The following is a 24,099-nucleotide window of genomic DNA, read 5'->3' as shown; positions in this document are numbered from 1 at the left end:
TACATGTCATGTTCATGCGACGGCAGTTGGCGATGCTGATGGTGACGGGCGGCGTGCTGTTGGCAGGCTGCTCGAAGACGGAGCCGGCGCATTCCGCCAGTACACCGGCGGCCGCGCCGGCGGGTCCGACGTTCAAGGTGGTGGGGCCGAGTCGTCAGATCATGCTCGCGGTGACGATTCCCTCATCCGACAAGGTCTTCAATGCCGCGGCCGAGCCGCCGACGACGGATGAGCAATGGGTTACCGTCGAACGCGCGGCGCTCGAGCTTGCGGAGTCGGGAAATCTGTTGTTGATCCCGGGGCGGGCCGTGGATGACGGCGATTGGTCGCGCTACTCACATATGCTCATCGATACCGCGTCGCAAGCCTACGCGGCCGCGCAAGCGAAAGACATCAATGGTGTCTCGGACGCTGGCAATGTGATTTACGAAGCCTGCGAAGGCTGCCACAAGAAATATATGCCGCAACCGGCGGCGCCTGCCTCGGCCGCCGCTCAGTAATCAGGCCCTGTCCGTGCAGGCCCGGCTGCCGCCGGGCTGCACGCCGCTAAGTCGGAGTTTTCCCCCCGTTGATGCCGCTGGACTGCGCGCTGCTGAGTCGAAGTTTTTCCCACCATTGGTGCCGCCAGGCTGCGCGCTGCTGGTTGAGGTAAGCGGCTCGGCCGCGAGCCCAGATTATTTTTTGTCCGCAGTGGCGACCTTGTGCCGTTGATAGCAGCGTACTGCGTACAACAGCCACGCTGCATCGGGAGCCCAATGATCAGCCTACTAGAAACATTACAGAACTCCGAGTTCTCGCAATGGCTGCTGGTGTCAGTGTGGGGATATCCCATTCTGCTGACCCTGCACTCCATCGGTCTCGCCTTGCTGGTGGGCCTGCTGATCATCATCGATCTGCGCGTGCTCGGTGTGCCGCGCATGCTGCCGTTCATGCCATTCAACCGGCTGATGGCCCTGATCTGGGGCGCGTTCGCGGTCAACCTCGGCTCGGGTGTCGCGCTGTTCGTCGCGGACGGCGTGAAGTTCTTCAACAGCACCGCGTTCCGGTTCAAGTTCGCCAGCATCATCATCGGCATCACGCTCGCGGTCATCATCAAGAATACGGTGTTGAACGACGCGCCGAGGCTCGATGCGGAGCGGGGCACGGCGCCGGTGACTGCCAAGGCACTGGCGGCGATTTCTATCCTGATGTGGATCTCGGCGATCGGCTTCGGTCGCTACATGGCATACGAATAAGAGGCCGCCCCCATGATCGTCGACTTGCTGCGTTGGTTGGAAGCGTCCTGGTATGGGCATCTCATGCGGGACGTGCCGTGGATGTTCCCGACATTCGAGGGACTGCACTTCGTCGGGATGGCGCTGTTGTTCGGCTCGATCGCCTTGATCGACCTGCGCGTGCTGGGATTCGCGAAGGGGCTGCCGATCGGGCCGCTGCACAAGCTGTTGCCGTTGGCGTTCGGCGGCTTTGCGTTGAATGTGATCACCGGCATCGGCTTCGTCGCCTCCGATCCGATGTCTTACTGGGTCGTGCCGGCGTTCCGGTTCAAGATGCTGTTGATCATGCTGGCGGGCTTGAACGCGATCTGGTTCTGGATCAGCGTGCTGCCGAAGGTGGAGGACTGGGGCGCGGGCGAGGAGGCCTCGTCGCTCGCCAAGAAGATCTCGATGGCGTCGCTACTTTTGTGGGTCGGCGTGATCACGGCGGGTCGTTTTATTGCGTTCGCCGGCACCGGCACGCTTTGAGGCCCTGAGCGTCGATTGAGCCGCTGCTCGAGCCTGATCGCGCAGCGCCTTGTCCCACACGGGCTCGCCGGAGAACCGCTCGGTGATGAACTCGACGAACAGACGCACTTTCAACGCACGGCGGTGCGTGGCCGGATAGATGGCGAGCAGCTCGAGCGGCGGGATGTGATATTCATCCAGCACTCGCACGAGGTTACCTCGCAAGAGATCTTCGCCACACACCAGCGTCGGCAGACAGGTGATGCCGCCGCCACTGAGCGCGAAGTCTCTGAGCATGTGCACGGAGTTGGTCCGGATCGCGGCGGGCAGCACCAGCGAGACTTCGTCCGAGCCGCGCTTGAAGGTCCAGCGATCGCGCGTCGGATAGGCCGAATACAAGCCGAGCCGAAAGCGCAGCAAGTCCGGTGGCGCGAGCGGCACGCCGGCGCGTTGTAAATAAACCGGCGAGGCGCAAAACACCCGCTGCACAGGAAACAACGAGCGCTCGATCAGCGTCTCGGCGGCGGGCTTGAAGACCTGCAGGGCCACGTCATAGCCCTTGTCGACCGGGTTCACCGGCACGTCGCTCACCGTGATGTCGAGCTCGATCTGGGGATATTTGCTGCTGAAGTCCTTGAGCGCGGAGCCCAGGTGGCCGAGCGCGAAGCCCGGCAACACCTGCAGCCGTAACACGCCGGTCGGCGTGGTTTTCATCACGCGCATTCGCTCCAGCGCCGAATCGACGTGCGATACCAGGTCGGCACATTCCTCGAAGAAATTCGCACCGGCCTCCGACAGGGTCACCGCGCGTGTCGAGCGATGAAACAAAGGCGACTGAATATAAGTCTCGAGCTTCTTGACGCGGCTGGTGATGACTGACGGCGTCACATTCAACTGTCGCGCAGCCTCGACAAAACTGTGAGTTTCGGCCACGCGCACGAAGGCTTGAATACATTCGAACTTATCCATTCGCCCACCTCCCGGCCAAGGCTGTATTCGCGTAACGCGAATAATCAGAGGCCAATTGCATCATAAACTAGAACAACAAAATGAGCACGGCGCGAATGCGCGTCGCACGGGGGACAGCCAGGTGAACAACTCATTCTTCGAGCCCGCGGATTCAGGCGTCGAGGAGCGCACTCAGACGCAGCGTCTGGTGCAGCTGGTGGATCTGCATCGCGCGGCTCTCCTCAAATATGTGAATCGTATTCTCAACTGCGCCGAAGACGCGGAGGATGTCGTGCAGGAAACCTGCGTGCGCCTGATGCGTGTGCAGGATCTGTGGCGCGGTGAGCGCGAAGTGCGCGCCTTCTTATTCAAGATCGCCACCAACCTCGCGCGTGACGAGTTGCGTCGTCGCCGGACTCGCTGCCACGGAATGCATTTGCCTCACGACTCGGTGGATCTCATCGGCGAGGAGCAGCAGCCGGATGAAATCGTCGATCGTTGTATCGCGCTGGAGGTCATCTCCAGTGCGCTCTCGTCGTTGCCGCCGAGATATCGTCAGGTGTTCTCGCTGCACGTCGATGAGGAGATGAGCTATCGCGCCATCGCGCGTCAGCTCGGCATCAGCACCAAGACGGTCGAGCGCGATATGAGCGGCGCGCAGGAGCTGTGTCAGGATCGGCTGTTGAAGGCACGGCGCGCGGTCGCTGCCTGAGTCCAGATGGGAAATTTGTCTACGCGACGCGGCCTCGCGCGTAGTACTCCCGTATGAGCAGAAAGGTCTATTTCGACGCCACGGCGGCACTCGAAGGAGTGCTGTTCGATGGCATGAGCATCATGTCCGGCGGCTTCGGGCTGTCGGGCAATCCCGAGAATTCCATCGCCGCTCTCGCGCGTGCGCCGGTGAAGAACCTGACGGTCATTTCGAACAACTGCGGCGCCGATGGGTTCGGGTTGTGGACGCTGCTGAACAACGGGCAGATCGCGAAAATGATCAGCTCGTACGTTGGCGAGAACCGGCTGTTCGAGCAGTTGTACCTCACTGGCAAGCTGCAGCTGGAATTGAATCCTCAAGGTACGCTTGCTGAGCGCATTCGAGCAGGCGGCGCCGGTATCGCCGCCTTCTTCACGCGCACCGGCGTCGGCACCGTGGTGGCCGAAGGCAAACCCGTGCAAGAGTTCGACGGCGAGTTATATGTGATGGAGCGCGGCCTGCGTGCGGATCTCGCCATCGTGAAGGCGTGGAAGGGCGACACGGCCGGCAACCTCGTCTTCCGAAAGACGGCGCGTAACTTCAATGCCGTGATGGCGACGGCGGCAGCGGTCACCATCGCCGAGGTCGAACATCTGGTGCAGCCGGGTGAGATCGACGCCGATGCGATTCACACGCCGGGCATTTATGTCGATCGCATCTATCAAGGCGTGAATTACGAGAAGCGCATCGAGAAGCGAACCACGCGGCCGCGATCGGACGCGCAGTCGACGAGGGCGGACGCATGAGTTGGTCTCGCGAACAAATGGCACAGCGCGCGGCGGCCGAGTTGCGCGACGGCTTCTATGTCAATTTGGGGATCGGCATTCCCACGCTGGTGGCGAACTACATCGCCGATGGCGTGGATGTGACGCTTCAGAGCGAGAACGGCATGCTCGGCATGGGCCCCTTTCCGTTCGAGGGTGACGAGGACCCAGACCTCGTCAACGCGGGGAAACAAACCATCACGCAGCTCCCCATGTCGAGCTTTTTCTCCAGCGCCGAGAGCTTCGCCATGATTCGCGGCGGTCACATCGATCTCGCCGTGCTCGGGGCAATGGAAGTCGCCTCGAATGGGGATCTCGCGAACTGGACCATCCCGGGCAAGATGGTCAAAGGCATGGGCGGCGCGATGGATCTGGCGGCCAACGTCAAACGCGTCATCGTGCTCATGGAGCACACCTCCAAGTCCGGTCAACCGAAAATTCTCGAGCGTTGCACGCTGCCGCTGACCGGGATCCGCTGTGTCGACCTGATCATCTCGGACCTGGGCGTCCTTCGTTGCGACAAGAAGGGCCATGGCGGGCTGACACTGCTCGAGCTTGCGCCCGGCGTCACCGCGGAGGAGGTGATCGCGAAGACCGGTGCGCCTGTGAAGCTCGCGCTCGCGTGAGCACGCTCGCCCTTAACCCATGTTATAGACCGCGAGTACCCCGGCTGGACTGAATCTGCGCAGACATCGTTGCGCAAGACTTTGTCTATTCCGCGCTCTTGCCGTAAACGACGAGCCTGTGGACACAACTCGGCGACCGCCATTTCATCTCAAAATAACAAGTGTTATTTGCCGCGGTGACAATGCGATCAGCATCGCAGTGACCTGGGTCGTTGAGCAGTCATCGGCGTGATCGAGCGCCGCGCCGTCTCCGTTTATTTACGTAAATGTACTGGGTCAGTCACAGCTGATTCTGTCATGTCAAAGTGAGAGGCTACACCGCCAGCAAATCAGCGGTGGAGGAAACTAGACCATGCCTCACGAACAGCATCGCAGGAGTTTCTTGTCGAAGACGGGCCAGAGTTGGGCTCTGATTCTCGCCGGCGGGGAGGGCAGTCGACTGCAGTCGCTCACCACCACCGCTTCAGGCGTCGCGATTCCCAAGCAGTTCTGTTCGTTTGGCGGTGAAGCCTCTCTCTTGCACGATGCCTTGCGTCGAGCGCAGACCGTGACGACCCCGACGCGCACGTGTGCCGTGGTGTCCGAGCATCACCGATTGTGGTGGCAGGCGATGGACCTGCGCATTCCTTCCGCGAACGTCATTCGTCAGCCGTGCAATCGCGGCACGGCCATCGGCATTCTGTTGCCACTGTTACAAATTCTTCATCGCGATCCGAACGCCACTCTACTGGTGCTGCCATCGGATCACTTTGTGTGCGATGAAGACGTTCTGGCCGAGAGCTTGCAGGCAGCGATGCGCCAGATCCGACGCCAGCCGGATCGGATCGTGATGCTCGGCATTTCGCCGGACGAGGCCGATCCGGAACTCGGCTATATCCTGTCGCGCTCCAATCGCGCGGCGGGGCTGCGATCGGTCAGTGAGTTCGTCGAGAAGCCCAGCGCGGCGGTGGCACGCACGCTGATCGCTCGCGGTGGCGTGTGGAATTCTTTCATTTTCGCCGCTCGCGGCAAGACGCTGCTGCGCGCTTTCGAGCAACAGTGTCGCCAGCTTGCATTGGATATGTGGGAGATCGTCTCTTCGCACAACGTCCTGGCGCAGGCCGACGATCTTGCCGATTTATATGAACGTGCGCCGCCGCTGGATTTCTCACGCGACATCCTGCAGTGCTCGCCCGAGCTGTTGCGCGTGCTGACGGTGCCGCCCTGTGGGTGGAGCGATCTCGGCACGCCGCGCCGTGTGAGCGAGGCTCTGCATCGCTTTCCACCACGACAAGTGCGAACTCGAAAGGCGCGCCATGCGGCGTTCCTGGATCTCACTCAGCATCGGCCGGTGACGTACGCGTCCGGGTGAACGCGGACCACTCGATCGGGGAGGCTGTTATGAAAGTCGGTGATCTTTGTCGGCGCGGCGTCATCTCCGTCGACAACAGTACAGACGTGACTTCGGCGGCGCGTCGCATGCGCGAGCAGCACGTGGGATTTCTGGTCGTGTATCGGCTCGGCGATCCGTTGCGCCGGCCGATCGGTGTGCTCACCGATCGCGACATCGTGCTCGAGGTGATCGCGGCCAAGGTCAATCCCGAGGAGCTGACGGTGGATGACGTCATGACTCGCGAGCCGCTGATTGCGAGCGATACCGATGAGCTGAGCGAGGTGCTGCAAGCGATGCGCCTCGCCGGCATTCGGCGCGTGCCCGTCACGGACGAGCGTGACGCGCTGGTCGGTGTCCTTGCGATCGACGACGCGCTCGATACCGTGACCGGCCTGTTGTGCGACATCACCGGCTCAATCAAGAGCGAGCTGCGTCATGAGTGGCGGGCGCGGGTGGGCTGACTCGAAGCCAGCGACCCGTCACGAGCACCAGCACGACGGTGGCGAGGGCCACCGCCATGATCATTTGCCACTGCGGCGGTGTGAAGCGAAACACCGCCGCGATGGCCGGGATATAAATGACGAGTGCGAGTGCCACGCACGCCAGCGCTGCCATGATCCAGAAGATATTGTTGTGACGGCGAGCGATGGCCCGCACGCTGCCGCTGCGGGAACGGCTGACGAAGATCAGCGCCACATTTGCGAACACGAGGCTGACGAACACCAGCGCCCGTGCGCTCGAGTCATCGAGCCACTGCAGCGCCGCGCCATAGATGCAGACGGTCCAGATCATCACGCACGTGCCGAGGCCGATGCTTCGCTTGAGCATGTCGTAGGAGAAAAGCGGCTCCTCGCGCGGGCGAGGCGGGCGTTTCATGACGTCCTCCGATTCCGGGTCCGCCTCGAACACGAAGGCACACGCCGGATCGATCACGAACTCCAGAAACAACACGTGCACTGGAAATAGGAGCAGCGGCCAGCCCAGCAGCACGGGTAAGAGTCCCATGCCGGCAATCGGAATGTGCACCGAGACGATGTAGCTCATCGCATGACGGATGTTCGTATAGATGCGACGGCCCAGTCTCACCGCGGCCACCAGCGATTTGAAATCGTCGTCGACGAGCACGAGCGAGGCGGCCTCTCGCGCCACATCGGTGCCGCGACCGCCCATCGCGACGCCGACATGAGCGGCTTTCAACGCGGGCGCATCGTTCACGCCGTCGCCCGTCATGACCACTTCATTGCCGTCCGCTTTGAAAGCTTGCACCAGGCGCAGCTTGTGCTCGGGCTTGGAACGCGCATAGATGTTCACGTCGCGAGCACGGCGTCGTAATGTTTCATCGTCTAGCGTTTCGACTTCCGCCCCGGTCAACACGCCGGCGCCCACATCGAATCCCGCTTGAGTGGCGATCGCGAGCGCGGTGCCGGGATGATCGCCGGTGATCATCACGACGCGGATGCCGGCTTGCTTGCACTCGGCCAACGTGGCCGGTACATCGCCGCGCAATGGATCGGCCAGGCACACGAAGCCTAAGAATTGCAGTTCGAAGCCTCTGGGGGATTCGGGCAGCGTGTCACTCGAGGTCATTCCCTGGGCGACGCCGAGGATGCGCAGCCCGCGCTCGGCATTGGCGCTCACTCGTTTCATGAGCTCCGCACGCTCGGACGATGCCAAGTGACACAACTCCATCACTGTTTCCGGGGCGCCCTTGACGGCAACGTAGGCGCGGTCTTCCTTGGCCGCTTTCCAAACGTGCGTGACGGCGAGCAGTTCGGGGGTGAGGTCGTACTCGCGGATCAGGTCCATGCCTCGCAGCTGTTCCACCGCCGGGGATGCGAAGGATTGCGCGGCGGTGTGAATGGCCTTTTCCATGGGATCGAAGGGGGCGCGTTCGCTGGCGGCGAGGGCGATGCCCAGCACCTGTTGAGGCGCGTCCGTGATCGAAGCGCCAGCCTGCATTTCAATCCGATCGGTGCGGGTCTCGATGGCAACCACTCGCATCCGGTTTTCGGTGAGCGTGCCGGTTTTATCGACGGCGAGAATGGTCGCGGCGCCGATGGATTCCAGCGCGGGCAAGCGTCGGGTGAGGACGCCGACGCGAGAGATGCGCCACGCGCCCATCGCAAGGAACACGGTGAGCACGAGGGGAAACTCTTCGGGCAGCACACTCATCGCGACCGTGATGCCCGCGAGCACGCCGGCCAGCCAATCGTGTCGCGACAGGCTATAGATGACTGCGATGGCGGCACACAGAATCAGCGCGGCGGTCGCGATCCATCGCACGAGTCGATGCACCTCACCGAACAGGGCGGTCGTCTCGGCCTCGAGGGTCTTGAGCACGCCGCCGATCTTGCCAATTTCGGTGCGCGCTCCGGTCGCGACGACGCGAGCGCTGCCGTAGCCCTGAACCACGAGGCTGCCGGAGTACACGTGTCCGTGCTCGTCGGTATCCGAGGGAAGCTTTTCGACGGGCAACGACTCGCCGGTAAGAATCGACTCATCGACGCTGAGCGCGGTGGCGTCGAGCATCACGGCATCGGCCGGCACGCGATCGCCTTCGCGTAACAAGACGAGATCGCCCACGACGACGTCGCGACCGGCGATGCGTTGCTCGACGCCATCGCGGATGACGAGCGCCCGTGGACTGGAGAGATCGCGCAGTTTGGAAAGGGCTTGCTCGGTACGGCGCTCCTGCAAGACGGTGATGCCGACGACCACGACGATCGACGCCGCGAGAATCGTCGCCTCACGCACATCGCCCAAAATCACGTAGATCGAGGCCGCTGCGATCAGCAGCAGAAACATCGGTTCGGTGAGCACCTCGCGGACGATGCCGGCCAGGCTGCGCGGACCTTGACCGGGCAACTCATTCGGACCGTCCGCACTCAATCGTCGTGCCGCCTCGGCGTTGCTCAACGATTCGAGCGCGCGTGGGCTGGCGTCAGGGGCGTTCATTCATGGGCACCTCGGCCTGCGGAAGCGAGGACAAACTACTTTACCTCCGAGCCGGGTCACTCGGTGGGATCACGTAATTGTTAGGGCGTTTCGCGCATGGTGGGCGAGGGCGATTGCGTTCGACACTGTATCGGTCTCACGACCGCAGGGATTCCAAGGAGTGCCCATGCCCGTTCTACGACTTGTGGTCGCCTCGGCGCTGCTGTCCGTGCTGTCTGTCGGCACGGTGGTCGCTTCGCCATCGAGCGTCGATGAGAAGATTCGCAACGCCTTGCAGCTCGATCAGAACATCGCGCGCGGTGAAAAGTTATATGCCGCTGAATGTGCCCAGTGTCACGGCCAGCGGGCGCTCGGGAGTGCGAGCCGGGTGATTCCGTCGCTGGCCGGGCAGCGGCGCGCATATCTGGTGAAGCAGCTGGCGGATTTCAGCGAAGATGAGCGGGCGAGTCGTGAGATGCATGCCGTCATCAACAAGCCCGGGCTGGCCGATGAGCAGGCGTGGGCCGATCTGTCCGGCTATCTGAACTCGTTACCGCGCGCCAGTTTTCCGCAAACCGGCGATGGCCGGGGGCTGGAGCTGGGCGAAGCCATCTTTCAGGATCAGTGCGCCTCCTGTCATCAGGAAGACGGCCGGGGCGACGACGACGGTTTCATTCCTTCGGTGCGCGATCAGCATTACGCCTATCTGGTGCGCCAGATGCGTTCGATCGCTTCATGGCATCGTCTGAATGTCGATGCGGACCTGGTGCGTTACTTCGATAGCCTGGATACGGAAGAGGCGACGGCGGTGGCCGATTATCTGTCGAGGATGCGCGGCCCGATCAAGGACCATGAGCGCATGAATAACGACGGTACCAGCAACAACTGACAGTCGCGTTCCGGCGGCGATGCCGCTATCATGGCGCACGGTCTGCAGTTCACCGAGGCGTCGCCGCCCCGTCCAGGGGAGCTAAACCTGCCCAATTTCCCATAGACACGCACTTGTCCCGTGCCGTTGTCGAAAGCCGGCGACCATCGACGTTTCCTAGAGAACGGCGCGAAGAGGATGAGTCATGTCCAGAGTCGCCCTGTCGTTACAAATCGCCGATCTGTCGGGGTTCGCCAAATCCGTGCGCGAACAGCTCGGCAAGCTGCCCGAGCCGCCGGGTCATGTCGAAATGCTCAACCTGCTGTGCCGCTCGGCGGGTTTCAGAAACTATCAGCACTGCAAAGGGGTGATGGAGGCCCAGCAGCGTCTGCAAATGCCGGCCCCGCCGGCTCCCGCTCCTGTCGATTACGCATTGGTTGAGCGAGCCGTGCGATTGTTCGATGAGCAAGGCCGCCTGCTGCGTTGGCCGACGGCGGCTGCGCTTCAAGACCTGTGTTTGTGGGTGCTGTGGTCGCGCCTTGCGAGTCGCCAAACCTTCAGCGAGAAACAAATCAGCGAATTGATCAAGCGCTGGCACGTGTTTGGCGATCACGCGCTGCTACGCCGGGCGTTGATCGGCTGGCGGCTGGTTCAACGCACGTTGGACGGCAGCGAATACCGTCGCATCGAGCAGAAGCCGCCCGCGGAACTACGGCCGTTAGTGACTCGGCTGCGGCTCGGCGCGTGAGAGATACATGAGATGAGCCGTGCCGAGCGCAGGTAGCAGGCCGATCAGAACGATGAAGCCCATGTCGGCGGCGTAAGCGCCCGGCCCGGTGAACAGGCGTAGCAGGATGGATGCAACGATGTAGAGCGTGACGCCTGCAATCATCGCGATGCCGAGCGCGCGGCTTCGCAGGCCTGCGCCTGTGATCACCGCGCGTGAGGTTAGAAACAATCCGATCGGTCCCGCGAGGCCGATGAGGGCGCTGCCGATCATCATGCCGAGGATGACGCGGCCGAGCGGCGTCGCGGTGAAGTGATCCTGAATGATGCTTTGATTCAGGCCGAGCACACCGGATTGTCCAAACACCGCGTCCCACCAGCCCAGGCTGATTGGCAGGAAACAAAGCAGCAGCTCCAGGAGCAACACGCCTCGAGAGACTTGGAAATTTCCGCTGCGCATGGTCTCGAACCTCCATTTCACGGCTGCAAGCACACAACCCAGCGCCCACAAGAGTCGATCGTTGTTGGGCACATGATTCAATTCGGCATTCATCGCACGCGACCACTCACTGCCGTGTTTGCCCATTAGCGCGGCGGCCAATCGCAGGCAGAGTGAGATGAGATCGTTCATGCGTGACGCAGCGGGCGACCGGACGTCGCATGGGTCGCCGCGCACAGCTCGATTTGTTCCTTCGCGTGCGACAGACCCTTCGCAGTCAAGCGATAGACGTGGCGGGGCAGGCGACCGCCTTCTTCGGGCGGCACCCACTTGTGCTCGAGCAATCCTCGCTCGGACAGACGCATCAAGATGGGATAGAGCGTGCCGGACATGAGCTCGGTGGCTTTGGACAACTCATAGCCATGTCGCCACTGCTTCGGCTCCTCGATGAGGCTGCGGAGCAGGTTGAGCGTCTGACCGGAGGGGCGGCGTGAGCGTGGCATGGCGATAAGTCTACATATGTGGAGTTTGGCGTCAAGGAGTCGTTTATCATGGTGTTACAACATGTGAGCAACGTCTCAAGGAAACGATGACCACCATCCGTGTTTGCTGTGTTCTGTTCTATTGGCTGCTTCCCGCGGCGGTGTTCGCGTCTGAGATGAGTACTCCCGTGGGCGTGCCCGAAGAAGTGCTGGTGCTGGGCGAGCAGCCCGGGCCGGGACTGTGGAAGGTGTCGAAGGGCTCGCACACGCTATGGATTCTCGGAACCTATGTTCCGACGCCGCGAGGCATGGTGTGGCGATCGAAACAAGTTGAAGCGGTGATCGCGGCGTCGAACGAAGTGTTAGGGCCGTACTCGGCCTCGTTGCGTGTGAAGGACGCGAAGCCATATCAGTCGCAAGGACGGAAACTCAAAGAGGTCTTGCCTCGTAAGGTGTATGCGCGGTGGCGGTCTCTGAGAGACAAGTACATCGGCGACGATCCGGAAACAGAGAAGCTTCTGCCCACGGCCGCGGCCTTGTTACTTCGCTCACGCGCTTATGAGCGAATCGGACTGAGCTACGGCGATGACGTGTGGCGCAGGATCTATCAAGTCGCCGGCGCGAATGCGGTGCCCATTCGTCGACTGGACTATGAGATGGGGCCGGTGCCATCTGATAAGGGCAGCTCGCGGCGCTCGCGCGAGAACAGCGTCAAATATCTGGTCGAGACGATGGATCGCCTCGAAGCGGACATGACCCAGGCGCGAGATCGCGCGAACGCGTGGGCGCTCGGGGATATGGACGTGTTGAGGACGTTGGTGGACGCCGATGCTTCGTACGCCCAGTCGTTGGCGTATAGCTGGCCGTTCCTGAGTCAGGAGCAAGTCGGGCAGCTGCAGCTCGAGGCGGAGAACAAGCTGCTCAGTGCGCTGGAGCGGGCGCTGAATCGGAATGAGACGACGCTGGTGGTGTTGCCGATCCACGTGGTGTCGCGAGGAAAGAGCGTTGTGGCGAGCTTGCGCGCGGCGGGCTATGGCGTGGCTGAGCCCCGCTGAACTGGATTGGGCAGGCGCGACACACGCGAATGGTTCCCAATGCGAGGCCTCGCAGTTCCGCATAAGTCATGGGGATCCTGGCGGCAATTGCCGCCAGGATCCCCCGAGCGGTGCAAGTGCTCCGCCAGCAGGTAGGCTCCGTAGGGAAGGAGCAGGCTAACGAGGATGAGCGGCTCCGTCTTCGCCCAAACGGAGAGCGATCCAGTTCATCGTCGTTGCTTCCCACGTGATCAGCACATCGACGGCGATGCTCCCCAGAGCGAATCCGAGAAACGTGCCCAGGGGCGGTAGATGGTCCAGCCCTGTGCCGAATGTTCAATCACGTAATCGCGAGCGTACCCAGACTGCCGCGTCAACTCAGCAGCGACCAGGACCCGCAGGCCAATCTGCGCATTCTTGAATTGACCCAGATCCAGACCGTGCCGCATATGCCACTATCACACTCGTTCGTTGAGCGAGTGATCGGAACTTCGGAACCGTACGTCGAGAGCTGTTGGATCACGTTTCCCTCTAGGGTGCCCGAGATCTCGAACGGAGGCTGCGGCACTTCCGTGACTACTACAATCACGGCTCGGTTCATGCGTCATTGAAGGACGTCACCCTGATCTGCTCAGCCGCGCGCAACGTGATTGCTCTCGACGACTATCAGTTGCGATCTCACTGTGGGTTGTATCAGCTGCATGCGGCCGCGTGATGCTCAATTCGCCACATACAGGTGCGTGGTAGGGTCAACGAGGTCGTTGACCCTACCACGAGGAGCTGTTGATCGTTCGGTGAATCCCTGATTTAGATTCTAACTACCGACGCAATATTGACAGCAACTCGGAAAGAATCTCACACTGGACGGACAGAAGATTAATCGCGGGCCGAAGATATGGAGCAATCATCCGAGCTAGGGAGCAGCGCAAATGAGGTCACCGCTCTAGGAGCCGATCAACAAACAATCCGCAAGAAGTGGACGGCGTTGGGCGGCTTCATCGCCGCGGTTCTTGTGCCTGTCGGTGGGGCGCAGGCTCAAACCATTCCGCCGCAATATCAGTATGCCCTGCAACGTGCCGAGTATCTCGTATCCAGCGGAGATGTGAATGGCGACGGCACGCTGGATGTGCTGGTCAAAGCGCGGGTGAGCATCACGTTCGTCGACATCGATTTGCTTGTGCCGATCGTGCTCAAGCCCGCTAGTCCGACCTTCGTGCTGCTCTCATCTGGCGGGACGTACACTCTCTCGGCGAATCCCGACGCGACGCTGATCAATCACCCCGCCTGGCAGGCTAGCAGTCACGATCTGGTATTCGGCGATGTGCTGGGAACGGGGAATAATGCGATGCTGCTGCGGGGTAGGGCGAACGGATCGCCGAATTTCGTCATCGTGACGTCTTCGAGCACAGGCGCGCCGGTCTTGTCACAGCAGCTCTCGGCGGCCAATCTCGGCGTGGACATTAGCGGCTCGACCCACAGCGTGTCGTTGGTCGATACCAACAGAGACGGCCGCGCCGATCTCGTGTTACGTACCAATGGAACGATCGATACTGTGTTCGCCGCCAGCGCCGATGGCTTGTTCGCGGCGCCTCAAGATGAGGAGGATCGAGTCATGATGGCCTGGCGCGCCTTCTGCGCAGCGCTCGACGCGGGTGACTTGGCGTCCGCTCAGCAGTTCATTTCGCCGGTGACGCAGGCGAGATACATGACAGGCCTGACCAACCTTGGCCCCGCGGTGACGACCTTCACCTCAACACTTGCCCAGCCGCGCGAAGTGAGTACCACGGCCACTTTCGCGGAGTACGCCATCACGCAGACGTACAACGGCAGCACTTACCTGCACTTGATCGTGTTTCGTAAGTCGAGCAATCGCTGGCAGCTCGAGGAGTTCTGATCGATGCGAGTCCGTGTGGCAGTGATGAGCAGCTGGGTTGTTTGTATGCTGCTTGCGTTGAACGGCTGCACGAAGGCGTGGCGCTCGGAAGCCATCGACGGTCGCGTTGTCGATGAAGGCACCGATGCGCCCATCGCCGGCGCTATTGTGCTGGTCAATTGGCAGATCAAAGGAATGGAAGGTTATCCGCAGGGACAGCTGGGGATTTTCGAACGGGTGACAGACGCCGCAGGGCGCTTCCAGATTCCTGCGTGGGGGCCGAAACGCCCTCCCATGGGCACGACCGTGGATGCCTCCGATCCCACCGTCCGGGTATTTAAAAACGGCTACGAGCCTTTGGTGGTTCGTCGGCCGCCCAACTCCAAGGATAGCGCACACGTGGAGATGTTGCGTTTACGGCGCTTCGAGGGTACCGCTGAAAGCTATGCCTCGCAGATGGACGAATTCTGGAGGCCCTTGAATGTCAACTTCGTCATCGGCCGCTGCGAGTGGTCATTGGCTGCCCAGATGATTCATGCATTGGTGCGACTCCGAGGCGAGTTCGACAGGGCTGGCATCCGTAGCGATCTGCCGCTGGAAAGTGGGCTGTGTAACGCTGAGACACACTGAGTTTCAATATGAAGAATGCACTCACACGGATGTGCTTGGCACTAGGCGTGCTCGCCGTCGGCAATTTGGCGCTTGCTTATGAGCCATCTACGCACGAGATACTCTCAGAACTGGCCTTCGATCGATCGAGATTGACGGATCCGGCGCTATTCAGCGATCTCGGCTTCGACTCGGCAAGTCAATACAGAAGCGTGTCGGCCGATGGCCTCCCGGAACCTTTGCAAACGCCTCGTAATCTGGTTGGGCACGGTGCCATTGTCGAAGATAGGGCTGTCTGCGCAGACGGATGGATGCGCGTATTCAATCATTTCTTCGACCCACAGCATGGCGGACGCGCGCTCGAGTTTGCCAGTGTCACCCTAGGGCATGCGTCGCCGAACTGGGCCTTGGAGGACAACGGTCAAGTGAGCACGTTCTCGGTGCAGTGTTCGCCCGGCGGTCGTCCACAGAATTTCTCGTATCGAGATGCACAGGGCAACCTCTACCTCGCGCTCACCCAACAAAATGCCGCGGATCGCCAGAATTCCATGGGCCTGGTGTTGCAAACCCTCGGCCACGTTGTGCATCACCTGCAAGATATGTCACAGCCTGCTCACACCCGTAACGAGGCGCATTCGCCGTACAATCCCCCCGACCGAGGCTGGATCGAGGGTTATACTGAGGATTTTATCAACACGAGCATCGCTACGATCGTCAGCAACAACTCCTATCCGACGCCGAGCTTTGCACGTGCGCGAGACTACTGGATCAGTTCGGGCTCCAGCGGCCCGATGTATGTCGGCATGGCGGAGTACACGTCTCACAACTTCATCAGTCAGAGCACGGGCTTTACGACGAGTGGCAACACTGTGCAGGCGAATCCCGACTTCCCGCTGCCCAACGGTCAAGGTAAGAGCATTGAGCCGAGAAATGTCACCATTCATTTGCACGACAACAGCAGTGTCTCTGGCCCCATCCAGGTGGTGACGGGGTCGATCTTCGATGGCTATGCGTTCGGCTCACAACCCAACAAGGTGCTGGCCGCGCAGTCGCTGCTCGACCGGCTGCTGCAAAACAGCGGATTCAGCATGGTGTTCGGTGTCAACTCCTATGTCTACGATCAGCAGTATCCGCTGTTGTTGCCGCGAGCCGTCGGGTTTTCGGCCGGACTTATCAATCATTTCTTCGCCGGCAAGCTCAGCCTGAGTCGCGTTGCGTCCGGGTCGGGGTGGACGATCAGGAATGAAGCGGCGGAGACCATGATGGGCCAATTCGAGCTGTACTATGAGTCCGCCAGCGGGCAGAGGTTGCCTGTGCCCGGTGCGACGCCCTGGGTCGGCACGCTGGCAACCGGCCAATCGACGCCAACGCTGGCCGAGCCGCCGAGCACTGCGAGTAAAGTCGTAGCTGTCTTCTTTGGAACCATCGGAATCGAGCCGACACCACGTGCGGCCGGCAAGGTGATGAATTACTCACCGCCGCCGGTGCCCTGCGGGCAGGAAATATCGGCGGGCGGTTCCTCTGAAGGTTACAACCAATTGATGGAGCTGGGTACAGATGCGGGGCCCGTGCAGGTCGAGTTTGAAGCCTACTCGATTCCGGATAAGTTCGAGATTCGCGCGGAGAACTCGGCTCAGTCAGTGCTCGTCACCACCACCAACATGGTGAGCGGCTGGCACACCTGGACCTATCCGTTCGATCCGGCAACGCTTGGGACCACTAAGGTTCGGGTTCGCGTCACCGGCAATAGTGATCCTGGAACGTTGTGGACCGCCACGGTCTCCTGCCCGAACCAAACACTCAACAATGGTGATCGCATCGAGGATCGGATCAGCATCACTATCGGGCGCGGTGGATGGTCGGGCGCCGGGTGCAGCGCCGGTTATACCGACGTGAACTTGAATGGCAAGAACGTGGCGCGCTTGACCTTCAACAAAGTGGGCAGCGGCTCCTCGACGAGTGTCGCGGTCACGGCGGGCTCCCATCAGCGGTACACGCTGACGACCACGATCACCGATCCGGAAACGCCGGGATTCTCCTGCAGCGGTAACGGCAATGTTTACTACACCGATCGGGCCGGGCAGCACTTTCTGAACGGAAATACGGGTTGGATCGCGATTCAATAGAGCAAGAGGCCAGCGCTCTACAAACGCGCGGGCGATTGCTGCGCTTTCAATGGCGGCAGTGGCTCAGCAGGTTCAGGCTGACTACGGCGGCACGGTCAACCAGCATGGGACGACCGTGACGATGATTGCAGGAGTTACGAGCATGGCCCTTGTGATCAGTGCGATATGCGGCGCGAGCAGTCTGTCGCTGACTGCTGGTATCGATCGCGGTCGTGCGGAAGTATAAAGGTGACGATCGACTTCGTGGCTGTCAAGGACCGTAGGGTGCTCAAAGAGCATTCAAGTCACGATGTCAAAAGTAGACGGGGCATCTCGAAGATCCACTTCAGTGGACGCGCAGCAGCGCTCGGCAGGATTTAAGCAGACAGATCTTGGAGGAATGACATGAATTACAGCAGGAGATTGCGAGTGAAGAATATATTAATTGCAGCACTCTGTACGCTATGGTCTGGGCCCTGTCTTGCCGATATCACGATGACTAGCACTATAGCCGCATTGCAGATCCACCCCGCGTCTAACGGCGGATATGTGAAGCTAACTAGCTATGCAACGATCGTAGATGGTGCATGCTCCGGCCAGTATGGATACGGAGATCTAAATGACGATAAATTTATGATCTATATCTGGCCGGCGCTGATGCTCGCTCACTCGAAAGGGAGAACCGTCAGGATTGGTTTTTCAGGGTGTGGCCCAGGGGGGGGCTCCAAAAATTGCGTGGGTAGAGGTCAACGCCGGCACTCCTTGAATGGCGTGACCCCATTTCGAAAGGCCATGCGTGGCCAGCGACTAGGCTTAATCGGATGTGGCCGCTGGCAGCCAGAGCCAGGGCAGATTGCCCTCGACGAACGACAGAAGTAATCCGACGCTCAGCTGAGAGAATCGCCGACTTTTGGGCGATACGCGGCGGCGATGCACTTGCATATCGCGGACCATTGGGTATCTCCGAATCGGTCATCGCGCCCTGTCGTTCGTTCGAAGAATTCGATCCTATCAAACCACTGAGCCGGATTTTCGGAGCGAGATCTTTCCGAGATCATGGCATGTGATGCATATCGGCGGCGAACGCTCGGCAGCTCGGAGGGGTGTCGCGGTGAGGACAATCCCAAATTCGGAGATCCTTCGTTTGGAAGGCTGAGTTCGTTTTGCTCAATTGCTGCACGTGAGGATGAGATCGTCGCCGCTGTTGGATACAGGGGCGGCCACACTCAGCGCGCCGTAGGTGCGGTCAAGCTTTGCTGATTGGACCGGGTGATATTTCGATCCGGAGATCTGTATGGCAATTGTTCGAAAGAATCGCGGCCGTTACGTGGCAGATTTTCGTGATCAGAATGGCCGCAGGCACATCGAGGTGCCCAAAGGAGCGTTCGAGACATTGGCGATCGAGAAGCGAGCCGCTGGAGTGCTGCTTCAAGAGCGGCTCATCGAAGTGGACTCGGGTATCTATGCTCCGGTTCGAGGCCGACTCACGTTTGCTCAGATCGCGAAGAAATGGCTCGATAGCAAAGGTACGACTGCGCGCATCGGCGAGCTCGGACTACCAACCAATGCTCGATTGCTATCTGCTGCCGTATTTCGGTCCCAGGAAGTCGGAGTCGATTTCGCGCTTGAGTGTCGAAGAGTTTCGGGCAGACATGCAGAAGGGTGTACCCGAGAGCGTGCAGCTCGCTAGGGACAATAAGCTGCGCGAGCTTCAGAAAGATGACCCGACGGCTTGGCTCAAGCCGCTCGATCCAGGTCCGCGCACGATCAATAAGTGTCTCGGCATCCTGACATCGATTGGTTTCTACGTGAGCGGCCACAACTTGGCGACGAAGAATGTTGCCGAGCGCATTGACAAGCTACCCACGGAAGAATCAGCAGAGGATGGAGAAGACAGCGTCATTGAGGAAAACATCTTGACGCCTGGCGAGCTTGTACGAGCCGTCGACCGGGACGGTGGACCCGTATCGCGCGCCGATTGCGCTCGCTGCCTACTGCTGCCCTCGCCAAGCAGAAGTGCTGGGCCTGGAGTGGGACGAATCGATCTTGAGCGTGCATTGCAGAGATCCGCAGAACGCACGATCGAATTGCCAATGCCGTTGATCGCCGAGCTCAAGTGATAGCGAGCGCAACCTTGTATGTCCTTCGGTGACGGGGCTGCCGATGCAGGCGAACGCCCTGTTGCAGCGGGGAATCTATCCAGCATTCAAGCGCTCAGGAGTTCGCCGGGTCGGTATCACGACCTGCGTCACTCATGGGCGAGCAACTACTGGAGCAGGGGGGGCAACATCGCCGACGTTTCGAGGGACTTGGCCACGCCAACGTGTACATCACGCTCAAGATCTATGCCCACGCGATACCGAAGGTGCGGCGAGGGACGAGCGATCAGATGGCCAAACTCATGGCCCAGAGTGGAAACAAAATGGAAACCAGCGAGGGGGGCGAGGTGCCGCGCTCGGCGGACCGAGCGCAAGTTTCTGATTTGGCGGAGAGACAGGGATTCGAACCCTGGAACACCTGTGAGGATGTTACTGGAATTCCAGTCCAGCGCCTTCGACCGCTCGGCCATCTCTCCGTACAGGGCGCGAAGATTACACTACGTCGCGCCCGTTCCCAAGTAACGTTTGTTCAGGCGAACGCGATGCCCGCCGACTGCATGGCTTCCAGGATCGGGGCCTGGTGCTGGCGGGACAGGGCCACCAGCGGCAGGCGCACGGTGTCGCCGCACAGGCCGAGGCGGGAGACGGCCCATTTCACCGGGATCGGGTTGCTCTCCAGGAACATCGACTTGTGGAGCGGCTGGAGCTTCATGTCGAGCTTGCGGGCTTCCTCGCGCTTGCCGGCCAGCGCGGCGTCGATCACGGCCCGGACCTGTCGCGGCGCGATGTTGGCCGTCACCGAGATCACCCCGTTGAAGCCGGCCAGCACCGCTTCGCAGGCGAGGTCATCATCGCCCGAGAACAGCGCGAGGCGGCCACCGACGCGGTTTAACAATTCGCGGTTACGCTCCAGGGAGCAGGCTTCTTTCAGGCCGATGATGTTCGGAAATTCGGTCAGTCGCTGAACGGTCTCCGGCTTCATGTCGACCACGGTGCGACCGGGCACGTTGTACAACACGATGGGCACATTCACGGCTTGCGCGATGGCTTTGAAGTGTTGATACAGGCCTTCCTGGGTCGGCTTGTTGTAGTAGGGGACGACCGAGAGGCAGGCATCGACACCCACGTCTTTGGCCAGCCGGGTCAGCTCGATGGCCTCGCGGGTCGAGTTGGCGCCGGTGCCGGCGATCACGGGGAGGCGCTTGGCGGCACGGTCGACCACGCGTTTGACCACGCCGATGTGCTCCTCGACGCTCAGCGTCGGGGATTCGCCGGTGGTGCCGACGGCGACGATGGCGTTGGTGCCATTGGCGACGTGGAAATCGACCAGACGGTCCAGGGCGCTGTTATCTACAGAGCCATCCGCCTGCATCGGCGTGACGAGCGCCACGATGCTGCCGCTAAACATGGTCATCCTCGAAGGGGAAGGGGCGCGATCGTACCAAAGTTAACGGCAGTTACGCACGCGATGGGCAGGACGCCCGAATGCAAGCCCCCCGGAATTCGCGTTCTGACTCGCGCCGGGTGCGTGTAAACTGGCGACCCGTAAATCCAGTCAGGCATTCGATGCAGTTCATCGTCATTTCCGCTCTCGGCAGCGATCGCACCGGTCTCGTCTACGATCTGACCCGCGTGGTGCTCGACTGCTCCGGTAACATCGTCGACAGCCGCATGAGCTCGTTCGGTAGCGAGTTCGCCATGCTGTTGCTGGTGTCCGGCAACTGGCACACGCTCGCCAAGCTGGAAACGGAGCTGAAAAAGCTCAGCGATGCTTCCGGCATCACCATCAGCCTCCGGCGCACCGATCAGCGCCCGCCGCGCAAGGATGTGGTCACATATTCGGTCGATGTGGTGTGCCTGGATCAGCCGGGCATCGTGCACAACCTGGCCGGTTTCTTCAGTGCGCGCGGCATCGATATCGCCGAGCTGAATACGCGCAGCTACGCGGCCGCGCATACCGGCGCGCCAATGTTTTCCGTACAGATGGTCGTCCACATTCCAGCGAAGATTCATATCGCGGCATTGCGCGAGGAATTCATGGATTTGTGCGATCAGCTCAACCTCGACGCCATTCTCGAACCCGTAAAGTCCTAATCTGATGCCGGCAAAAAAAGCGTCTCCCGCCGCGAAGACAACGGCCAAGAAAGCTCCCGCCAGGAAAGCGCCGGTCGCCAAGAGCGCGCCAGCGAAGAGTAGCGGCGGCTCGGGCAAGATCGCGGTAGGCAAGAAGGTCCCCGCGTTCTCCAGTCTGGTCACGGGTGGCGGCTCGTGGAAGTCGAGCGAGGCCGCCGGCAAGAACCTCGTGATCTATTTCTATCCTCGCGACAACACGCCGGGTTGCACGACCGAGGGCGAGGCGTTTCGCGATCTCGCGCCGGCGTTCAAGAAAGCGAACACGATGATTCTCGGTGTCTCCACCGACAGCATCGCCTCGCACGAGAAATTCAAGGAGAAGTATCGGTTTCCGTTCGAGCTGCTCTCGGATGAGAGCCAGGCGCTGTGCCAGCTGTTCGACGTCTACAAAGAGAAAAGCCTGTACGGCCGCAAGTTCATGGGCGTGGAGCGCAGCACCTTCCTGATCGACGCGGACGGTGTGCTGCGTCAGGAATGGCGCAAGGTGAAAGTGCCCGGTCACGCCGAGGCCGTGCTCGACGCTGCCAAAGCTCTGTAACAGCGGCGCCGTACTCTGCTCTCATCCCTTTCATAGGAGTGACGACACCCCACATGGCCAAAGCCGAATCGAGCGAACACAAGGCCGGCGACAAGCGCAGTCGCCCGGGCAAGCGCGGCCAGCGACGGATTTTCGTGCTGGACACCAACGTCCTGATGCACGACCCGACTTCGATTTTTCGTTTCGACGAGCACGACGTCTACATTCCGATGATCGTGCTGGAAGAGCTCGACGCCGGTAAGAAGGGTTTGTCGGAAGCGGCGCGTAACGTGCGGCAGGTGAGTCGCTTCCTCGATGAGCTGATGGTCGGTGTCGACAAGGCCGCGATCGACGCGGGCATCGAGCTGCCCACCAGCAAATACATCAACGGCCAGAAGAAGCCGATCGCGGGCCGGCTGTTCTTTCAGACCAAAGTGCTGGTGGGCGGTCTGCCCGACACGTTGCCCGGGCACGGCGCGGACAACGCCATCCTCGGCCAGGCGCTGGCCTTGCAAAAGGAACATCCGGATGCGCGCGTCACGCTGGTGTCGAAGGACATCAACCTGCGCATCAAGGCGTCCATCATCGGCGTCTACTCGGAAGACTATTACAACGACAAGACCATCGAGGATGCGGACCTGCTGTACACCGGCCTGCAGGAGCTGCCGGCCAACTTCTGGGAGAAGCATGGCAAGAACATGCACTCCTGGCAGGAGCAGACGCGCACGTATTATCGAGTGCATGGCCCGATGGTGCGCGACTGGCACGTCAATCAGTTCCTGTTTCAGCAGGACGCGAACGGGCTGGAAGCCATCGTTCGCAAGATCGACGGCAACGAGGCGGTGCTCGAGCTGATCCGTGACTTTCGCAACGAGCGGCACAGCATCTGGGGCATCAATGCGCGCAATCGCGAACAGAACTTCGCGTTGAATCTGCTGCTCGATCCCGAGATCGACTTCGTGACTATTTTGGGTCCTGCCGGCACCGGTAAAACGTTGTTGACGCTCGCGGCGGGCCTGGCGCAGACGCTGGAGAGCAATCGCTACAGCGAAATCATCATGACGCGCGTGACCATTCCGCTCGGCGAAGACATCGGCTTCCTGCCCGGTACGGAGGAAGAAAAGATGGAGCCGTGGATGGGGGCGCTGATGGACAACCTCGAGGTGCTGACGCAGAGCCAGGAGGGCGGCAACTGGGGGCGCGCGGCGACCAACGATCTGCTGCGCAACCGGATCAAGATCCGTTCGCTGAATTTCATGCGCGGTCGCACGTTCCTCAATCGGTTCCTGATTCTGGACGAAGCGCAGAATCTCACCGCGAAGCAGATGAAGGCGCTGGTGACGCGCTCCGGCCCGGGTACGAAAGTGGTCTGCCTCGGCAACATCGCGCAGATCGACACGCCGTACCTCACGGAGACCACCTCGGGCCTGACCTATGTCGTCAACCGGTTCCGGGATTGGTCGCACGCCGGCCACATCACGCTGATGCGCGGTGAGCGCTCGCGGTTGGCTGACTATGCCTCTGAGATTCTGTGATGGCGAAGGGCGATAAAAAACTTTCGCAGCTCGGCTCGCAGGTGGCCTTGCCGCAGTCGCCGGAGGAGGCGACGCTCGAGCGCGTGCCGAATCCGCATCCGGACAAGCAGTATCTCGCGCGCTTCACGGCGCCTGAGTTCACGTCGCTGTGCCCGGTGACCGGTCAGCCCGACTTTGCGCACCTCGTGATCGACTACGTGCCGAAGCAGTGGCTGGTCGAGAGCAAGTCGCTCAAGCTGTACCTGGGCTCGTTCCGCAATCACGGCGCGTTCCATGAGGACTGCACGGTCGCCATCGGCGCACGCCTCGTGGACTTCCTGAAACCGCGCTGGCTGCGCATCGGCGGGTACTGGTATCCGCGCGGCGGCATCCCCATAGACGTGTTCTGGCAGACCGGGGCGCCTCCCAAGGACCTGTGGCTGCCAGACCAGGGTGTGCCCGGATACCGGGGGCGAGGTTAGGTAAGGCCGTCGCCACGGCGCGCCGTAGGATTCCGCAGACGGATCTACGGCAAACCGTTGTCGTCTGGTATATTCCGCCGCCTCAAATCGACTGCCGATTTT

24 protein-coding genes and 1 tRNA gene are annotated in these 24,099 nt (G+C 60.9%); 19 read left to right on the top strand and 6 right to left on the bottom strand.

The window, feature by feature from the left end; translation table 11 throughout:
• Nucleotides 1-8 precede the first annotated feature (8 nt).
• The 3 genes from ACFPN2_RS28930 (at nt 9) to ACFPN2_RS28920 (ending at nt 1,742) form a co-directional block, all read left to right on the top strand.
• Nucleotides 9-500 (top strand): hypothetical protein, encoded by a 492-nt coding sequence (locus tag ACFPN2_RS28930; RefSeq protein WP_380603188.1) that lies wholly within the window; start codon nt 9-11, stop codon nt 498-500.
• A 255-nt stretch (nt 501-755) separates the two neighbouring features.
• Nucleotides 756-1,235: a DUF6644 family protein gene (locus ACFPN2_RS28925; protein WP_380603187.1), complete on the top strand. Its 480-nt coding sequence runs from the start codon at nt 756-758 to the stop codon at nt 1,233-1,235.
• 12 nt (nt 1,236-1,247) lie between these two features.
• Nucleotides 1,248-1,742: a hypothetical protein gene (locus ACFPN2_RS28920; RefSeq protein WP_380603185.1), complete on the top strand. Its 495-nt coding sequence runs from the start codon at nt 1,248-1,250 to the stop codon at nt 1,740-1,742.
• Here ACFPN2_RS28920 and ACFPN2_RS28915 read toward each other — a convergent pair.
• Nucleotides 1,674-2,690, bottom strand: coding sequence for a LysR family transcriptional regulator (locus tag ACFPN2_RS28915; RefSeq protein WP_380603183.1), 1,017 nt, complete (start codon nt 2,688-2,690; stop codon nt 1,674-1,676). The genes ACFPN2_RS28920 and ACFPN2_RS28915 overlap by 69 nt on opposite strands.
• 121 nt (nt 2,691-2,811) lie before the next feature.
• Here ACFPN2_RS28915 and ACFPN2_RS28910 point away from each other — a divergent pair, with 121 nt between their 5' ends.
• The 5 genes from ACFPN2_RS28910 (at nt 2,812) to ACFPN2_RS28890 (ending at nt 6,643) form a co-directional block, all read left to right on the top strand.
• Nucleotides 2,812-3,381, top strand: a complete 570-nt coding sequence (locus tag ACFPN2_RS28910; protein WP_380603181.1) for an RNA polymerase sigma factor — start codon at nt 2,812-2,814, stop codon at nt 3,379-3,381.
• Between the two features lie 53 nt (nt 3,382-3,434).
• The gene (locus ACFPN2_RS28905; protein WP_380603179.1) at nt 3,435-4,166 is read left to right on the top strand and encodes a CoA transferase subunit A; all 732 of its coding nucleotides are present in this window, start codon (nt 3,435-3,437) and stop codon (nt 4,164-4,166) included.
• Nucleotides 4,163-4,810: a 3-oxoacid CoA-transferase subunit B gene (locus ACFPN2_RS28900; RefSeq protein WP_380603177.1), complete on the top strand. Its 648-nt coding sequence runs from the start codon at nt 4,163-4,165 to the stop codon at nt 4,808-4,810. Before ACFPN2_RS28905 ends, ACFPN2_RS28900 begins: the two co-directional genes overlap by 4 nt.
• Before the next feature lie 352 nt (nt 4,811-5,162).
• Nucleotides 5,163-6,161, top strand: a complete 999-nt coding sequence (locus ACFPN2_RS28895) for a sugar phosphate nucleotidyltransferase (protein WP_380603175.1) — start codon at nt 5,163-5,165, stop codon at nt 6,159-6,161.
• A 29-nt stretch (nt 6,162-6,190) separates the two neighbouring features.
• Nucleotides 6,191-6,643 carry a CBS domain-containing protein gene (locus ACFPN2_RS28890; RefSeq protein WP_380603173.1) on the top strand — a complete coding sequence of 151 codons (453 nt, stop codon included), beginning with the start codon at nt 6,191-6,193 and terminating at the stop codon, nt 6,641-6,643.
• Here the strand turns inward: ACFPN2_RS28890 and ACFPN2_RS28885 are convergent.
• Nucleotides 6,600-9,137 carry a cation-translocating P-type ATPase gene (locus ACFPN2_RS28885; protein WP_380603171.1) on the bottom strand — a complete coding sequence of 846 codons (2,538 nt, stop codon included), beginning with the start codon at nt 9,135-9,137 and terminating at the stop codon, nt 6,600-6,602. The genes ACFPN2_RS28890 and ACFPN2_RS28885 overlap by 44 nt on opposite strands.
• Nucleotides 9,138-9,303: 166 nt before the next feature.
• Here ACFPN2_RS28885 and ACFPN2_RS28880 point away from each other — a divergent pair, with 166 nt between their 5' ends.
• On the top strand, nt 9,304-10,005 hold the full coding sequence (locus ACFPN2_RS28880) for a c-type cytochrome (protein WP_380603169.1): 702 nt from the start codon (nt 9,304-9,306) through the stop codon (nt 10,003-10,005).
• A 184-nt stretch (nt 10,006-10,189) separates the two neighbouring features.
• Nucleotides 10,190-10,732, top strand: a complete 543-nt coding sequence (locus ACFPN2_RS28875) for a DUF2087 domain-containing protein (RefSeq protein WP_380603168.1) — start codon at nt 10,190-10,192, stop codon at nt 10,730-10,732.
• On the opposite strand, the gene ACFPN2_RS28870 is transcribed toward ACFPN2_RS28875, so the two are convergent.
• On the bottom strand, nt 10,703-11,341 hold the full coding sequence (locus ACFPN2_RS28870; RefSeq protein ID WP_380603166.1) for a hypothetical protein: 639 nt from the start codon (nt 11,339-11,341) through the stop codon (nt 10,703-10,705). The genes ACFPN2_RS28875 and ACFPN2_RS28870 overlap by 30 nt on opposite strands.
• Nucleotides 11,338-11,652, bottom strand: a complete 315-nt coding sequence (locus ACFPN2_RS28865; RefSeq protein ID WP_380603164.1) for a PadR family transcriptional regulator — start codon at nt 11,650-11,652, stop codon at nt 11,338-11,340. The genes ACFPN2_RS28870 and ACFPN2_RS28865 overlap by 4 nt, the downstream gene beginning before the upstream one ends.
• A gap of 86 nt (nt 11,653-11,738) precedes the next feature.
• Between ACFPN2_RS28865 and ACFPN2_RS28860 the strand changes: the two genes are divergently transcribed.
• The 5 genes from ACFPN2_RS28860 to ACFPN2_RS28840 all read left to right on the top strand — a co-directional run bounded on the left by ACFPN2_RS28860 (nt 11,739) and on the right by ACFPN2_RS28840 (nt 19,372).
• A complete protein-coding gene (locus ACFPN2_RS28860) occupies nt 11,739-12,686 on the top strand; it encodes a TraB/GumN family protein (protein WP_380603162.1) in 948 nt (315 codons plus the stop codon).
• Nucleotides 12,687-13,560: 874 nt separating this feature from the next.
• Nucleotides 13,561-14,559, top strand: coding sequence for a hypothetical protein (locus ACFPN2_RS28855; protein ID WP_380603160.1), 999 nt, complete (start codon nt 13,561-13,563; stop codon nt 14,557-14,559).
• Between the two features lie 45 nt (nt 14,560-14,604).
• Nucleotides 14,605-15,168 (top strand): carboxypeptidase-like regulatory domain-containing protein, encoded by a 564-nt coding sequence (locus ACFPN2_RS28850; protein ID WP_380603158.1) that lies wholly within the window; start codon nt 14,605-14,607, stop codon nt 15,166-15,168.
• 290 nt (nt 15,169-15,458) lie between these two features.
• On the top strand, nt 15,459-17,273 hold the full coding sequence (locus ACFPN2_RS28845) for a phospholipase C/P1 nuclease family protein (RefSeq protein ID WP_380603156.1): 1,815 nt from the start codon (nt 15,459-15,461) through the stop codon (nt 17,271-17,273).
• Nucleotides 17,274-18,817: 1,544 nt separating this feature from the next.
• A complete protein-coding gene (locus tag ACFPN2_RS28840; protein WP_380603154.1) occupies nt 18,818-19,372 on the top strand; it encodes a hypothetical protein in 555 nt (184 codons plus the stop codon).
• A gap of 363 nt (nt 19,373-19,735) precedes the next feature.
• On the opposite strand, the gene ACFPN2_RS28835 is transcribed toward ACFPN2_RS28840, so the two are convergent.
• Together ACFPN2_RS28835 and dapA are read right to left on the bottom strand one after the other, a co-directional pair.
• Nucleotides 19,736-19,827, bottom strand: a tRNA-Ser gene (locus ACFPN2_RS28835).
• Between the two features lie 53 nt (nt 19,828-19,880).
• Nucleotides 19,881-20,759, bottom strand: a complete 879-nt coding sequence (gene dapA, locus ACFPN2_RS28830) for a 4-hydroxy-tetrahydrodipicolinate synthase (protein WP_380603152.1) — start codon at nt 20,757-20,759, stop codon at nt 19,881-19,883.
• Nucleotides 20,760-20,917: 158 nt separating this feature from the next.
• Here dapA and ACFPN2_RS28825 point away from each other — a divergent pair, with 158 nt between their 5' ends.
• From ACFPN2_RS28825 to queF, 4 genes are all read left to right on the top strand, one after another.
• Nucleotides 20,918-21,445 carry a glycine cleavage system transcriptional repressor gene (locus ACFPN2_RS28825; protein ID WP_380603150.1) on the top strand — a complete coding sequence of 176 codons (528 nt, stop codon included), beginning with the start codon at nt 20,918-20,920 and terminating at the stop codon, nt 21,443-21,445.
• A 4-nt stretch (nt 21,446-21,449) separates the two neighbouring features.
• Nucleotides 21,450-22,022 carry a peroxiredoxin gene (locus ACFPN2_RS28820; protein WP_380603148.1) on the top strand — a complete coding sequence of 191 codons (573 nt, stop codon included), beginning with the start codon at nt 21,450-21,452 and terminating at the stop codon, nt 22,020-22,022.
• 155 nt (nt 22,023-22,177) lie between these two features.
• Nucleotides 22,178-23,536, top strand: a complete 1,359-nt coding sequence (locus ACFPN2_RS28815; protein WP_380606672.1) for a PhoH family protein — start codon at nt 22,178-22,180, stop codon at nt 23,534-23,536.
• Nucleotides 23,536-23,997 (top strand): preQ(1) synthase, encoded by a 462-nt coding sequence (gene queF / locus ACFPN2_RS28810; RefSeq protein WP_380603146.1) that lies wholly within the window; start codon nt 23,536-23,538, stop codon nt 23,995-23,997. Before ACFPN2_RS28815 ends, queF begins: the two co-directional genes overlap by 1 nt.
• The last annotated feature ends 102 nt before the right edge of the window (nt 23,998-24,099 follow it).

The organism is Steroidobacter flavus, from assembly GCF_042651805.1.
Lineage (GTDB): Bacteria > Pseudomonadota > Gammaproteobacteria > Steroidobacterales > Steroidobacteraceae > Steroidobacter > Steroidobacter flavus.
This window is presented reverse-complemented; position numbering and strand designations above follow the sequence as displayed.